This window comes from Kribbella sp. NPDC000426 (assembly GCF_040300265.1).
GTDB lineage: Bacteria > Actinomycetota > Actinomycetes > Propionibacteriales > Kribbellaceae > Kribbella.
Map to the genome: position 1 here is coordinate 1,218,101 of NZ_JBEPDK010000002.1, position 13,919 is coordinate 1,232,019.

Genomic DNA, 13,919 nt, shown 5'->3' on the forward strand with positions numbered 1-13,919 from the left:
CCTAGTCTGGCAGGCATGGATGTTTTGCTGGGGCCTGTGAGGGAAGACGATGTGGCGTTGTTCCAGCGGCTTTTGGTTGAGCCGGGGCTGATTGGGCTCGATTGGAACGGGTTTCGGGATGCGCAGGCGCCGGTGCGGCGGTTTGCCGAGGACGGGTTTCTCGGGGCGGACGACGGGCGGCTGATGGTCCGGACCGGTGCGGAGACGGCGGGGCTGGTGAGTTGGCGGTCGGGGTCGTTCGACGGCCGGACGAAGTACTGGGAGATCGGGATCGCGCTGCTGCCGAAGTACCGCGGGCGCGGGATCGGGTGGCGGGCGCAGGCGATGCTGACGGCGTACCTGTTCGAGCACACGCCGGTGCAGCGGATCCAGGCCGCGACCCATCCGGAGAACCTGGCCGAGCAGAAGTCCTTGGAGAAGGCGGGTTTCCGGCTCGAAGGGGTGATCCGCGGGTGCGAGTTCCGGGCCGGGCGGCTGCGGGACGGGTACCTGTACAGCCGGTTGCGGGACGATCCGGCGCCGGACCTCGGCAACGGTTCGGTGACGGCGAGCGGTTTGAACCCTCTGGCGCACTAGTCTCGGCGGGTCGCTGCACGCTTACTCGGCGTGCTTCTGCGACATTGAAAAAAGCTGAGGGATAAGGGGTCGCCCGTGTCGCGTCGACGTGGTCTGGTTGCCGGTGCCATCGGTGCCATGGTGTTGTCGTTCGTACTTGCGGGCTGCTCGGACGTAGCCGCCAGCGAGACGACTCCTTCGCCATCGGCGACGACCGCCTCCTCGAGCACGACACCGACGCCGACTGCGAAGCCCACGGCCAAGCCGACCGTGGCGCCGAAGCCCAGGGTGAAGCAGAAGCCGGCGTACTACGCGCTCCGCGTCGAGCGGCAACTGGACAAACTCGGGTACCCGGTCGGCGACATCGACGGCGACATCACGGCGCGCGCCAAGCAGGCGCTGTGCGCGTGGCGGGAGACGAACGGGCTGCCGGTGAGCCGCGCCGGCCTGACGCTGAACGACGCGTATTCGGTGCTCAACGCAACCAAGCGCCCCACACCGACCCGCTCCCCCGGCATCTACGTCAACAAGACCTGCCAGATCCTGTACCAGGTCGTCGGAAACACGTACAAGCGGATCGTCTGGATCTCCACCGGCCAGCCCGGCTACGACACCCCGAACCGCACCGGCAGAGTCTGGCGCAAGTGGGCCGGCGCCCACGAGAGCAGCCTGTACGAGGACGCGTACATGTACGACTCCTTGTACTTCCTCAAGGATCGTCCCGGCATCGCCCTGCACGGCTCCCGGGTCAACTCGCTCATCAAGCCGTACCCCGCCAGCCACCGCTGCGTCCGCGTCATGCGCCCCGAAATCCACCAGATCTACGCCGACACCCCCATCGGCACCAAGGTCCAGATCTACGGCGAGTATTAGCAGCGATCGCGGTGGTGCCGGCGCCGAGGACGGCGACGGCGGTTGTCGGTGAGGACGCGCTGATCACCGGGATCCCGGCCTGGCTGAAGGCCTGTGCCACCCAGTCACGCTGATTCGGCTAACCGGTGGTGATCCGGATCGGGTTGACGAGGTCTGCGACGACGAGCAGGACGCCCATCACCACGATCGCGCCGGCCGCGATGTAGGCGACCGGCAGCAGCTTGGCGATGTCGACGTACCCCGGGTCGGGCCGGTGGAAGAGCTTGGCCAGACCGCGCCGGACACCCTCCCAGATCGCTCCGGCCATATGCCCACCGTCCAGTGGCAGCAGCGGGACGAAGTTGAACAGAGCGAGGAAGAGGTTCAGCGAGGCGAGCAGCGAGACCAGGAACGCGATCCGCTCGCCGCCGGTCAGCGACTGGTCGGAGGCGATCTCGCCGGCCACCCGGCCGGCGCCGACGACGCTCATCGGGCTGTCCTCGTGGCGGTCGCCGCCGGCGATCGCCTTCGCCACCCCGACCAGCTGCTGCGGGAAGTCGCCGATCGCCTTCACGGTCGCGAGGGTGAGCTCGCCCAACTTGTCGACGACGTACCCCGGGCCCTGGCGCTGCAGCTTCATCTGCGGCGAGACCCCCAGGAAGCCGACCGAGCCGAACTTCCCGGAGCCGTCGCCGACCTGGTCGACGATCGTGTTCGTAGTCAAGGTCTTCTCGGTACCGTTGCGCTGAACAACAATCGTGGCCGGCCCGTCGGCATTGACCGCGATCAGCGCCGTGAGCTGGTCCCAGCTCGAGATCCCGGCGCCATTGAAGGACAGGATCTTGTCACCCACCTGGAAGCCGGCCCGCTTCGCCGGCGACACCTCATCGGCGTCGGTGCATTTCCGGCCGGCGGTCGCCTGCGGTGCCGGTACGACGCAGTCCGTCACGGTCCCCACAGTCGTCTGAGCGACGTCGGCGCCGTACAGCATGAACAGCCCGCCGAACAGGAGCGTCGCAATCACCACGTTGACCAGCGGGCCGGCCGCCCTCACGATCAGCTTCTTCCACCACCCCTTCTGGTAGTACAGCCGGCCGTCGTCCTCCGGCACGACCGTCTCGTACTCCGCGCGACGCGCCAGCTCGACCGTCGACCGGATCGGGCCGGTGCTCGCCGTGCGGAGCCTGGTCCGGTCCTCCCCCTTCGCAGGCGGGAAGACACCGACGAGCCGGACGAACCCACCCACGGGGATCGCCTTGATGCCGTACTCCGTCTCGCCGCGTCGAGTGGACCAGATCGTCCGCCCGAAGCCGACGAAGAACTGCGTCACCTTCATCCCGAAGGCCTTCGCGGACACCATGTGACCCAGCTCGTGCAACGCCACCGAGATCAGGATCCCGAGCACGAACAGCACGATGCCCACGACGCCTAGCAGCACAGTCATACTTCCGAGTTCTCCCTCCGCCGCCACTCCAAGAACCAGTCCCTCTTCAGCAAGTCGAGCAAGGACCGTGCAGGCGAGGAGGTACGCCCACCCCACCAACGCAGGCCTGGTCACAGACTCCGGTGTTCCACTTCGTTCCACTGCTGCGAACCGACGGTGCAACTCGGGCCCCGGTCGATCAGCTGGCGTGGGGCGCGACTTCGCCGTCGTGGCGGGTCCAGGCGCTGGCCGGATTCGGAGTGCTGCCGGTCGCCAGGCCGTCGGTGCTGGTGCGGAAGAGATCACCTGCGGTGTTGACGCCGATCATCTGGATGTTGCCGTTGATGCCTGCTTCGCCGTCGATGACGATGTGGTGCATGGTGCTGGGCAGTTGGGCCCAGGCGGTGTAGTCGCTGGCCTGGCCCGTGTCGCCAGGCTTGATGACGAAGTGGCCGATGTCGTCGGTGTCGACGGCGGCCAGGTAGACCTGCCTGCCCTACGGGATCACCTGCTCCGCCACTCCCAGGATCGGGCCGACCGGTACGTCGGCCCGTGCGGCCGGTGCCGTCTGCAGTGACGCCGCGGTCATCACCGCCGCGGTCGCGAGCGCCGCGAACACCGTCCGCCGCCTGACTCTCCGAGCCGGTCGGAACGCCGGCTCCGAGGTACCTGAAATCATCGTCACAGCTTCCTCACTCGTTGACTCCTGAAGACTAGTTGTTGCCTAAGGCACCGGAATCTGCGTGCTCTCCCCGTCCCCGGGTGAACTCCGTTGGCCGGGACAGTCCCCCATGGATACGTGCCCGGGTTACAGGTGCGGGACGTCCAGGAGTTGCCGGCCTCGAGGTGTAACCCCACGACATATCAGTCCGTGACGGTCCCGAACCGTCATCGCACCGATCACACATCTGGAGCAGAAGTGAATGTGAAGACAACGGTCCGGCTGCTCACAGTCCTGACCTCTGCCGCCGGGAGTCTCGGCGTCGTGGGTCTTCTTGGCATGCAGGCTGCCCAAGCGGCGTCGAGCCCGGAAGGCTCCAGTGCCGGCCTTCGGGTCGCGGCTGCCACCTCCACCTCCGATCTCGTGGGGCAGTGCACCCGGGACGAAGTACCTCACTGCTGAGCTCAACCGGTGGCCACAAGCAAAGCCGAAACGATCCGCAAGCGAAAGGAACATCGTCATGCCTGGTCCTACATCCGGTGACTCCGGCGACTCCGGCGACGAGTCCACCAAACCCAAGCTGGAGCGGGACAGCCTCAACACGATGTCTGGCGGCGAAGCCGCTGATCCAGACGAGGCGGTGAGCTGAGCCATGTCGAACATCAGGAGATACCTGAGGCGGCAAAGCCTGGTCGCCGCCGTTGCGATTGCCGGAGCCGGCATCGTGGCGGGCACGGCCGTCGCCACTCCCGCGCGGAGCCTCACAGCTGGCCTGGACGGTTACTCGCAGGTGGAGATAACCGGCGGGCGAATCCAAATCGGCACCGGGGACTCCTCGGCATTTCTGGAAACCATCGGCGCGCGGCGCGGCAGCAGCGTTCTGGACGTGACGGCCGGCAGCAGCGCAGTGGCGGGGCCGGTGGTCACGACGTCCCGGGGCCAGTTCAGCGAGACGGTACAGAAGGGCGCCGCCGGGGCTGAGCAGAGCTGGACCCTGGACCACGCCCCAGGCACATCCGGCGACCTGACGATCGCTGTCGTAACCTCCGGCCTCGACCTCACCCAAGTGACCGATTCAGGTCTGGTACTGCGCGGCGCGGGCGTCAACGCAGTCAATGTCAGCTACAGCAACGGCACCTGGATCGACGCGAACGGCCACGCCTCCCCAGTGCCCGCGCGCTACGCCAACGGTCAAATCCTCCTGACCGTGCCGGCCAAGCTCATCGCCGAGACAGCATTCCCGGCCGTCCTGGACCCACAAATCATCGTCACACCGATCACCTGACCGACGTAGTACGCACAGATGGGTTGATTCATGTCGAACGGTAAATTCGGTCGCACAACGGGACGTGCCGTCGGGGCCCTGGCCGTGATGGCAACCCTGGCACTTGCGAGTTTGGTGCAGATCCAGGCAGTCGGCGCCGGGTCCTCGAGCCACCGCGTGTCGACGGTACTGGCCGACCCCTCGAACGGAAGACTCCACGTCGGTTCCTGAGACCTGACAGACCGGGTGAATCTCCTCGCGTCGAGCGAGGAGATTTCACCTTGTCACTCGCTGAGTTGACTGTTCTTGACATCCACCAGGAGGTCCCGGAATTTCTCTGGCTCGTCGTGCTGCGGTGTGTGGGCCGAGCTCTCGAACCACACCAACTGCTTGCTTGGCGCGACCAACGAGTCGTGGTACCGCTCGGTGATCTCGCCCGGCTCGCGGACCTGTCGCAGGATCTCTTGCGCTCGTCATCCATGGGGTCTCTCTTGATCGAATGCTTCTGAGTGCTCGTCCAGGTTCACCACGACCTTGCCGTCTGTGTGTCCTTGGGCTACCGCCTGATGGGCCGCGGAGGCCGTCCGCCAGTCGTAGGTCTGTCGCGACAGTACGGGAGTGATCGCTCCGGCGTCGACCAGTTCACTGATGGCACGCAGGATCTCGCCGTGGTGAGCGCGGCCTCGGCCGGTGAGCAGGGGTAGCAGGGTGAAGACACCGCTGTAGGTGGCCCCGCGCATGCTGAGCGGGGCGAGCGAGTGGCGGCCCCATCCCAGGATGCTCACCACGTGACCGGTGTGCTCCTTGACCGCCTCGAAGGAGGCGTCGAGGGTAGCGCCGCCGCGGGTGTCGAGGACCAGGTCGAACCCGGACCCGCCGGTGTTGGCGGCGACGTACTGCTGGATCGGTCGGCGGCCGTCGATGGCTTCTGCGCCGAGTGCGCCGACCCGCTCGAGGCCGGCGCCGACCTCGGTGGCGTACACGACTGCACCGCGTGCGAGGGCCAACTGGACCGCGACATGACCGACGCCACCCGCACCGCCCTGGACAAGGACGAGCATCCCCGGCCCCACCCGGCCGTGGTCGACCAGGGCCTCCCAGGCCGTGATGGCGGCCAGCGGAAGGGCGGCCGCCTCCCGCATCGACAGGCGTGACGGTTTGAGGGCGAGGAGGTCGGCGTCTGCGGCGACGTACTCGGCCAGGGATCCTTGATGGCGTCCGACGCCGCCGGTCATCCCGTAGACCTCGTCGCCGATCGCGAAGTGGCCCTGGGTTCCTGGGCCGAGCTCGACTACGGTTCCCGCGAGGTCAATTCCGAGGACGGCCGGTGGCTCTACGCCCGCGTGTGCGGCGTCCCCGGAGCGGATCTTGGTGTCGAGCGGGTTCACCCCGCTGGCGGCGACGCGCACGAGTACGTGGCCCTGCTGCGGTTGGGGGCGCTCGAGATCCCGGAGCACGAGGTCGTCGCCGAAGTGTTCGAGCACCAGAGCCTTCATCGTGCGTGTCATGAGACTTCCTCTCGGGCAGGTGATGTCGTCGGGTGTGCGCCTGTGGGCCGGTGCGGTAGTCGGCATGCGAGGTAGCAAGGCACCTCGGGGTCGTGGCGAAGTTTGGCGGTCACGGGGCGCTCCGGCGTCGCGACCGTTCGGACGAGCAGCCCCGCCATCGACCCTCCGATGAGTGGTCCGACGAGATAGATCCAGATGCCGGGGTACGCCGATGCGAGCAGGTCGGGAGCCAAGCCGCGGACCGGGTTGAAGGCTGCGCCGGTCGTGGTGGCGAGCGCCACGATGCTGACCGTGAGCATTGCGCCTGCGGCCGGAGCGGTCCAGGGAGCTGTGCGCTTGTCCAGCAACAGCCAGAAGACCAACGCGAGTTGTACGAAGGTGGCGACCGCCTCGATCGCCACGCCCAGCATGAGCGGTAGCGTCGGGGAAGGACTGATCAGCGCCCACCGAACGGGGGGCGCCGAGATGTCTTCACCCCACGCACGACCAGCCGCGATACCGAGCACACCTCCGACCGTCTGCGCTACGACGTACCCGCTCAGGTCGGCGCGTCCCACCGCATGTTGCCACCAGAGCCCCAAGGTGACGGCAGGATTCAGGTGGGCACCCGAGCGGCGGCCCAGGGGACTGAGCGCCACGGCAACCACCGCGAGCCCAGCGACTACGGCGACGATGGCGATTCGCCAGTGCAGGTCTGCGAACGGTTGACCGGCTTGCACCGCCCAGTCCTTCGCTGTGACCACCGCGAACATCAAGACGCCGGTTCCGGCGAGCTCTGCGCCCCACTCACGCCAGTGCCATCCGTTGGCGGGCTCCCCGGTCATGACTGGACGCGGCGGACCAGGCCGACCTGGGTGAGGAAGGTCAGGTTGTCCTCGAGGTGCCAGTCCTCCACGATCTTTCCGGCGCGCTCGCCTGCGCCGACGTGCTGGATGTCGAACGCGATGAAGTCCACTTCTTGCCCGGTGCCCGCGATGCCGTCCATGGCGCCGGTGAAGTGGCCACGAAAGCGCAGCCGTACGGCGATCTTGTTGCCGGCGACAAGCAGGTCGTCGATGGTGCAGGTGAGGTCCGGGACCGCGCCCCGGAAGGCGGTGGATGCTGATCGGGGTCCCGCCAGCCCTTGGGGTCGCCCCGGTGGGAGGGTGTTGTCCCGGAAGGTCTCGTCGACAGCTCGTTCGAGGTGGGACTCCTCTCCGGTGTGCCAGAACGTGTAGAGCAACTGAGCAGCTCGGACAAGTCGGCGTGCGGTCGCCTCGCCGTGGCTTCCGTCGACGGTGATCGAAATCGGCCTGACGAGGTTCGGGCTGTCGTCGATGAGATCGCAGTCGGGAATCGTGCGGGTCATGGCGTGGCCTCCGGTGTCTTGGCGTCGTCTTCGACGCGGGTGCCTGGGTGCCGCAGGGCGACCAGGAAGCTGAGCCCCAGTGCGATCGCCATGCCGTAGAGCACCCACGACGTGGCCGTAGCGAAGTCGTGCGCCACGATCGTGTGGAGCTGGCTCTGAAGCGCGGGCGGCGCTGTCGAGTGATGCTGGTGGCCGTCGTGCGCGGCCTGGATCGCCGCGGCGCGAGCGGTTGCCGGTGGCAACCCGAGGTTCACGAGCGAGCGGGTGAGGCTGTCGGCGAGCTCCGAGGTGAGGACGGTAGTGAGGACGGCCATCCCCACGGTAGAGCCGAAGTTGCGCACGGTCTGGGTGATCCCGGTGACCTCGCCGTAGGAGAAGTCGATCGCCCGGTTCACCGCGTCGGTGCTCGCGGGTCCCAGCAACAGGCCGATGCCGGCACCCGACATCACGATGAACGGCCACTGCACCGAGAGCGAGTAGTCGTGCACCTTCGAGGCCCACAGCGCGAAACCGACGCAGGCGACGACGCACCCGAGCACCATGGGTCGCTTGGCGTTGACCCTGTCCAGCATGCGACCGCCAAGCTGGGCCGCAGGGGCGAATCCAGCGAAGATCAGCAGCAAGTAGAGACCCGACTTGTTCGCGTCGTAGCCGAGAGAGATCTGGGCGTAGATGCTGGCGAAGAAGAACACCGGGACGAAGGCGATCATCGACAAGAACAACACCCCGTTGTCGATCCGGAACGCCCGGTCGCGGAAGATCAGCACGTTGATCAGCGGGTTCGGCTTGCGGACCTGCAGTCGGACGAAGGTCGCAAGCAGGGCGAGCCCGAGCAGGATGCACGCGAGCGTCCAGGGGTCGCCCCACCCCCAGATCCCGGCTTGTTGGAACCCGAGCACCAGGAACCCCATGCCGCCGGCCACTAAGGCGGCACCTGGTAGGTCGATCCGGGCAGGACGGCGGATGAGTGGGAGTCGCGCGGCGAAGGTCAGCAGCAGGGCCACGATCGCGATCGGCACATTGATCCAGAAGATGGAGCGCCACGTCCACTGGGTCAGCCATCCGCCGGCGATGGGACCGATCGCGGTCATCGCGCCGCTCACGGTGAAGAACAGCGCCATCGCGCGGCCGCGCTCGTGAACTGGGAAGGATGAGACGACGATGGACAGAGCCGCTGGGATCATGATGGCTCCCGAGACTCCCTGCAGCGCGCGGAAGAGGGTGATCCAAAGCTGGGCGGCGCCGGCGGGTGTAGCTCCGCACAGGGCTGAAGTCACGGCGAACCCGACGATGCCGATCACCACCAGCCGCCGGGCGCCGACGACGTCGGCAAGCCGACCGCCGAGCGCGAAGGTGGCCGCCAGGGCCAGCAGGTAGGCGTTGACGACCCAGGATGTCCCGGTGCGCGTCAATGCCAGCTCTTCTTGGATGGTCGGAGACGCGATCGCCACGATCGTCTGGTCGATGAAGGTCATCGCCACGGCGAAGAGCATGGCTACCAGGGCGAGAGTTCGGCGCCCGCGTGGAGCTACTTCTCCGACTGGCGAGAGCGCCACCCGTGAGGTGGCCAGGGGGGTGGATGAGGGCGTCGGGGCGTCGGGTTCTGCGGTCATTTTGTGCTCTCCTGGTGGTTCACGGGACCGGGGATATCAGGGGCGCGGGAGGAAAGTGCCGGCGCGCAGGGCGCGGATCGTGCGGACCCCGAGCAGGCAGATGGCGGTGGAGACGACGGCGAGGAGCAGCAGTGACCAGAGGCGTTGGTACGGCGGCTCCGCGACGGCCAGCCAGTTCAGGGCGGCGTAGCCCGCCAGCCCGAGCGCGACGGGGTCGGTACGGCCACCGTTGAGCCCGAACCACGCGATGCCGGCTACCGCGGGTGGAGCGACTTCAATGGCAAGCGTTGGCGCCAGGGGCACCGGCAGGGATGGTTGCGTGAACAGACGTAGCAGCAGGATGCTGCCGAGCAGCAGCCAGCAGATCAGGCCGTAGCCGAACGCCGCCCACGCCAGCGTTCGTAGTCCCAGACTCGAGCTGCACGAGGAAGCGACCAGGCCTCCTGCGACTGTGGGCAGGAAGTAGCCGGGGTGCCATTGCTGAAGGTTGGCGTCGGTGATGACCCATTGACCGGTGAGCCATCCACCGAGAAGCACCGTGCACAGGCAGCCAGCCCCGAAGAGGGCGAGCCCCATGACGTGGGCGTGGGCCGCGAGGGCGGTGCCCAGCAGCATCGGAACGATCGCGCCGAGGGGCACGAAGGGCGCGAAGACGGGATCGAGAAGTTCGGTGCGCCATCGCTTGCCGCGAGTCACGGCGCGGGCGTAGAGGCTGAATACCAGCAGCCACACCACGGCGGTCAGGCACCACAGTGCATCGCTCACCCTGAGGGCCCAGCCGCCAACTGCGCCGGCCGAGGACCAGCACAGCGACAGCCCGGCCACCCCGAAGCTGATCGCGAACACACTGGGCGTCACCCGGCGCGCGGCCGGGTCGCCACGCAGTACAACTGGGGCAGGTACGGGCCTAGCCTCCGCGTCGACCATGTCACCCCACCTCCCTCGTAGCAGTTGGCAATCGGCGGTGTGGTGAGCAACTCTTGCCGAGGGACCATCGGCAGGCATCCGTCAAGTGACCTAGCGTCTTTGTGGGATGGCTGATCCGGTACGCCGGTGACGGTCAGATGACCGATGCCCCGAGGAGCGGCAGCGGGCCACTGTGGATGCGTCGACAGTCGATGACCGGGAGGCGCACACCATGACAGAGATATCGGCGGGACTTTGGCCCCACGGCGCACGACTGGCCATCACGGTGTCCATGCAGCTCGAGGCCGGCGGCCAGCCCCTCAGCGGGGCCAGCGGACCGATCAGCGAGCCCGTCATGGCCGGCTTCCCGGACCTCGGTCAGAACAGCTTCTACGAGTACGGGATCCGAGAAGGAATCCCTCGGATCCTCGATCTGCTCGACGCGCACCAGATCCCGATGACGTCGTTCATGGTCGGGGACGCGGTCAGGCGCCATCCCGAGGTCGCTGCCGAGATCGTTCGACGCGGTCACGAGGCCGGAGCACACGGCCGCAGCTGGAGCCGCCAGTACCACCTCCCCAGGGACGAGGAGTCCGCCTGGATCCGCGACAGCGTCTCCGCGATCGAGGAGGTCACCGGTACCCGCCCGGTGGGTTACAACAACTACTGGATACGCGCGAGCGTCAACACGCTCGAGATCCTCCAGGAGCTCGGTTTCACCTACCACATCGACGACTTGTCCGCCGACGAACCGTTCCTGCAGTTGATCAACGGACAACCGTTCGCCTCTCCGGCCACGCCTCCCGAGTACGCGTCCTGGACCGGCTCTTCACTCGGCTGCGTGAACACACCGACGTGTGGTGGGCACGAAAGTCGGAGATCGCACAGTGGGTCCTCGAGCACCCGGACACCGCGACCTGGGTCGACCGCGACCCCGCGCCGGTCAGTGGCCTCCCGGGTCGGTCCCTCTGACGCCACCACTTGTTCCCAAGCGCTCAGGGAAACTGTTGGCGAGGGCCTGTCCCAACGCGGCCCGCGAGGATATTCCCATCTTTGCGAAGACGCTGCGCAGGTGTGCTCCGATGGTGCGGTGCGAGAGGTTCAGTTGTGCTGCGATCTGCTTGTTCGTCAGGCCGGTTGCCGCCAGTGTTGCGATCTGCAGTTCTTGAGCTGTCAAGCTGATGCTCGGATGGAGATACATGGTTGAAGAAGGGCCAGTGGCACGTCCCGCTGCTCGGAGCTCGGAGGATGCTCGCGCGGCCCACGGACGTGCCTCCAGGCCGCGAAAGATCTCCAGCGACCTCTCCAGGTGGGGTCTGGAGGCCGCGGTGTCCCGGGCTCTTCGGAGGCGCTCACCGTGGCCCAGCAGGGTGCGGGCCAGCGCGAAGGGCCATTTGTCACCGTCTGAGTCGGCCAGTAGGTCGTAGGCGGAGGGGAGCTCGTCGTCCGACGCAACCCAGAGCTCACAGCACCTGAGCAGGAACAGATGCCTCGGTGAAATCGACGCAACCTGTGCTTCACGCAGCGCCTGAAGATGCAGGCGTGCCTCGGGCAGCCGGCCGGCCCGCACGGCGGCCTCGACCACGTCGAGGGGAACTCGCAGTACGTAGGCCACCAATTCGGGTAGTTCTCCCAAGGCGCCGATGGTTTCCAGCTGGGTCGAAGCCGTTTCCCAGTCCGCCGAGCTCAAGGACTGCCACGCACGAATGTGCGCTCCGAAGATGCGCACCCCGCGGATGCCCCGGGGCGCTGCCCAGCGTTCGCAGAGGTCTGCCAGCTGTTCGCTCTCCTGGTACTGGCCTCGCGCTGCGGCGACGAGTCCCTTGATTCGACGGAACTGCCAGGCCGGCAACCAGTAGCCGCGCTGAGCGCACATCGTCAGGCCTTCGTCGGCCAGCTCCAGTGCCTCGTCCCAGTGGCCCGTTCGCAGGGCCTCGGCCCCTAGATGCGCAAGCGCATTGACGCCGGTGGTCAGGGCACCTCCGGAGCGGCCGCTCTGAACGACCCGCCAGAGAGCGTCTCGACAGGGTGCGATGCGATCCACGTAGGCCCCAGCGCGTGCCATGCGCTCGATCTGGACGAGGTTCGTCTCCTGGGTGAGCCTCGCGATGGCTGCGTCGAGTTGAGGAAGGACCGGCAGGGCGGTCCGGACGGGATCCGCGATCAGGGCTGCCTCGAGGCGCAAGTCGTCTCTGACGTCGTCTCCGAGGTTCTCGAGGAACTGGGTGAACGTCGCGTAGTGGGCCGGGTTCATCGCCCAGAGGCATACGGCGAGCATGATCAGGAGCGCCTCGTCGAGCGCATCCCGGTCGACCGCGCTGCCCATGTTCGGCTCGACGGCCTGTTTGAGCATTCGGAACGCAGTCTCCACGTCGCCATCGCCGTTGAGCAGCGCGTACGCCGCTGCGGAGGCGGCCTGAAGGGACATTTGTTGCATGGGGTCGTGTTGTCGAGCCTCGTCCAGCAGAGCCGAGACACGGGACAGGTCGCCGGTGACATCGGCGCCGATGAACGCTGCCTCTGAGAGTCGACGTGCTCGTACTTCGCGGTCAGGGCTCAGATCGGCGGCGCGCAGGAGAGTCCGTACCGCGCTGACGCCGTCACCGCGGTCCAGTGCGCTGCGCGCGGCGGTCTCCAACCGCGCGGAGACTTCTCGGTCCGGTGACGTCGCGGCTTGCGACAGGTGCCAGGCCTCGCGATCTGGGTCATCGGACAGAGCCTCGGCGAGTTCCGCGTGCGCCCGACGCAGCGTTGGCGCCGAGCAACGCTGAACGACCACCGACCGCACCAGTGGATGGCGGAAGATGAGCCGCAGCCTGTGGTCCAGGTAGGCAAGGCCCGACTCCTCGACCTCACCCAAGGCAGCTGACAGCTGGTCTTGATCGGGGAGAACGGCGAGGTTGCCGGAGCCCTCAAGGGCCGCGAGTAGCAGAAGATGCGCCGCCCGCGGCGAAAGGTCCTCGATACGAGCGTCGTACATGCGCTGGAGGCGTCGGGTGACCGGTAGCCCAGGAGCGCCCGAACCACGCTCCCGCGCAGCGCGGAGCGCCGATGGAAGCTCCAGGAGTGCCAGCGGATTGCCTTGGGCCTCGTTGAGAATCTCCATCCGGTCGGTCACCGGCATCGTCGGATCATGGCGCTCAAGGAGCGCCGCCGCCGCTTGCTCGTCAAGCGGTTCCAGTACGAGTCTCGGCAAGCCAGGCACATCGAAGTACGAGCCAGCCTCACGAGTGGCCACGATCAGCCCTATCGCGATGCTGGACAATCGACGCGCCACGAAGCTCAGGACTGTGGCGCTGGACCTGTCGATCCAATGAACGTCATCCAGCAGGATCACCAGGGCTCTGTCACGGCTTGCATGATCCAGCAGCGTGAGCAGGGCAGATCCCACCCCCACAGCAGTCGGGATGTCGCCCCGCTCGATGCCGAGAGCTACGAGAAGTGGCTCGAGGGCGGCGGAGGACGGGGCGGCGTTCCCTCTCGGCAACAGGGTCTGGACCACCATGTGGAGCGCGGCATAAGGAAGCTCGGCCTCGAACTCGGCGGTAGCTGTGAACAGCACCTCACAGTGAGCTTGTTCGGCGCAGAGCGCCGCAGCTTCGAGGAGTGCGGTCTTACCAACACCGGCCGCGCCCTCGATGAGCAGGCAAGAACCCCCCGGTCCGAGCCCGTGCACGATCTCTTGCAACTGCGCAACCTCGCGGTCCCGGCCAACAAGGCCGGGCCCTGGAGGTGCAGCCTTCGCATCCACGTCTCACCGACCTCGCTTTCCGCGGACCTGCCTCGCAA

At 67.1% G+C, this 13,919-nt stretch carries 13 protein-coding genes and 1 pseudogene; 5 read left to right on the plus strand and 9 right to left on the minus strand.

Translation table 11 applies throughout. From position 1 onward, the window contains the following. The first annotated feature begins 15 nt into the window (after positions 1-15). Both ABT313_RS13495 and ABT313_RS13500 read left to right on the plus strand, forming a co-directional pair. A complete protein-coding gene (locus ABT313_RS13495; RefSeq protein WP_350851928.1) occupies positions 16-576 on the plus strand; it encodes a GNAT family N-acetyltransferase in 561 nt (186 codons plus the stop codon). 75 nt (positions 577-651) lie between these two features. Further along, complete coding sequence (locus ABT313_RS13500) at positions 652-1,428, plus strand: L,D-transpeptidase family protein (protein ID WP_350851930.1); 777 nt, start codon at positions 652-654, stop codon at positions 1,426-1,428. Between the two features lie 118 nt (positions 1,429-1,546). Here ABT313_RS13500 and ABT313_RS13505 read toward each other — a convergent pair whose 3' ends face one another. The 3 genes from ABT313_RS13505 to ABT313_RS13515 form a co-directional block, all read right to left on the minus strand. Then, positions 1,547-2,851 (minus strand): M50 family metallopeptidase, encoded by a 1,305-nt coding sequence (locus ABT313_RS13505; protein ID WP_350851932.1) that lies wholly within the window; start codon positions 2,849-2,851, stop codon positions 1,547-1,549. A gap of 178 nt (positions 2,852-3,029) precedes the next feature. Then, entirely contained in the window at positions 3,030-3,209 is a 180-nt protein-coding gene (locus tag ABT313_RS13510) for a hypothetical protein (protein ID WP_350851934.1), read from the minus strand. Between the two features lie 117 nt (positions 3,210-3,326). Then, positions 3,327-3,509, minus strand: coding sequence for a hypothetical protein (locus ABT313_RS13515; protein WP_350851935.1), 183 nt, complete (start codon positions 3,507-3,509; stop codon positions 3,327-3,329). A 502-nt stretch (positions 3,510-4,011) separates the two neighbouring features. On the opposite strand from ABT313_RS13515, the gene ABT313_RS13520 reads away from it, so the two are divergent. Further along, positions 4,012-4,140 carry a hypothetical protein gene (locus ABT313_RS13520; RefSeq protein WP_350851937.1) on the plus strand — a complete coding sequence of 43 codons (129 nt, stop codon included), beginning with the start codon at positions 4,012-4,014 and terminating at the stop codon, positions 4,138-4,140. A gap of 3 nt (positions 4,141-4,143) precedes the next feature. Then, positions 4,144-4,776: a hypothetical protein gene (locus ABT313_RS13525; RefSeq protein WP_350851939.1), complete on the plus strand. Its 633-nt coding sequence runs from the start codon at positions 4,144-4,146 to the stop codon at positions 4,774-4,776. Between the two features lie 452 nt (positions 4,777-5,228). Here the strand turns inward: ABT313_RS13525 and ABT313_RS13530 are convergent, their stop codons facing one another. From ABT313_RS13530 to ABT313_RS13550, 5 genes are all read right to left on the minus strand, one after another. Beyond that, positions 5,229-6,263 carry a zinc-dependent alcohol dehydrogenase family protein gene (locus tag ABT313_RS13530; RefSeq protein WP_350851941.1) on the minus strand — a complete coding sequence of 345 codons (1,035 nt, stop codon included), beginning with the start codon at positions 6,261-6,263 and terminating at the stop codon, positions 5,229-5,231. After that, positions 6,260-7,087, minus strand: a complete 828-nt coding sequence (locus ABT313_RS13535) for an MIP/aquaporin family protein (protein WP_350851943.1) — start codon at positions 7,085-7,087, stop codon at positions 6,260-6,262. Before ABT313_RS13535 ends, ABT313_RS13530 begins: the two co-directional genes overlap by 4 nt. Beyond that, positions 7,084-7,611, minus strand: coding sequence for an ester cyclase (locus ABT313_RS13540; protein WP_350851945.1), 528 nt, complete (start codon positions 7,609-7,611; stop codon positions 7,084-7,086). Before ABT313_RS13540 ends, ABT313_RS13535 begins: the two co-directional genes overlap by 4 nt. Next, a complete protein-coding gene (locus ABT313_RS13545; protein ID WP_350851947.1) occupies positions 7,608-9,104 on the minus strand; it encodes an MFS transporter in 1,497 nt (498 codons plus the stop codon). Before ABT313_RS13545 ends, ABT313_RS13540 begins: the two co-directional genes overlap by 4 nt. A 156-nt stretch (positions 9,105-9,260) precedes the next feature. After that, a complete protein-coding gene (locus ABT313_RS13550) occupies positions 9,261-10,151 on the minus strand; it encodes an SLAC1 family transporter (protein WP_350851948.1) in 891 nt (296 codons plus the stop codon). A 334-nt stretch (positions 10,152-10,485) separates the two neighbouring features. Here ABT313_RS13550 and ABT313_RS13555 point away from each other — a divergent pair. After that, positions 10,486-10,794: pseudogene (locus tag ABT313_RS13555) on the plus strand (polysaccharide deacetylase family protein); the annotation flags it as partial. A gap of 279 nt (positions 10,795-11,073) precedes the next feature. On the opposite strand, the gene ABT313_RS13560 reads toward ABT313_RS13555, so the two are convergent. Continuing rightward, positions 11,074-13,881: a helix-turn-helix transcriptional regulator gene (locus ABT313_RS13560; protein ID WP_350851950.1), complete on the minus strand. Its 2,808-nt coding sequence runs from the start codon at positions 13,879-13,881 to the stop codon at positions 11,074-11,076. Positions 13,882-13,919 lie beyond the last annotated feature (38 nt).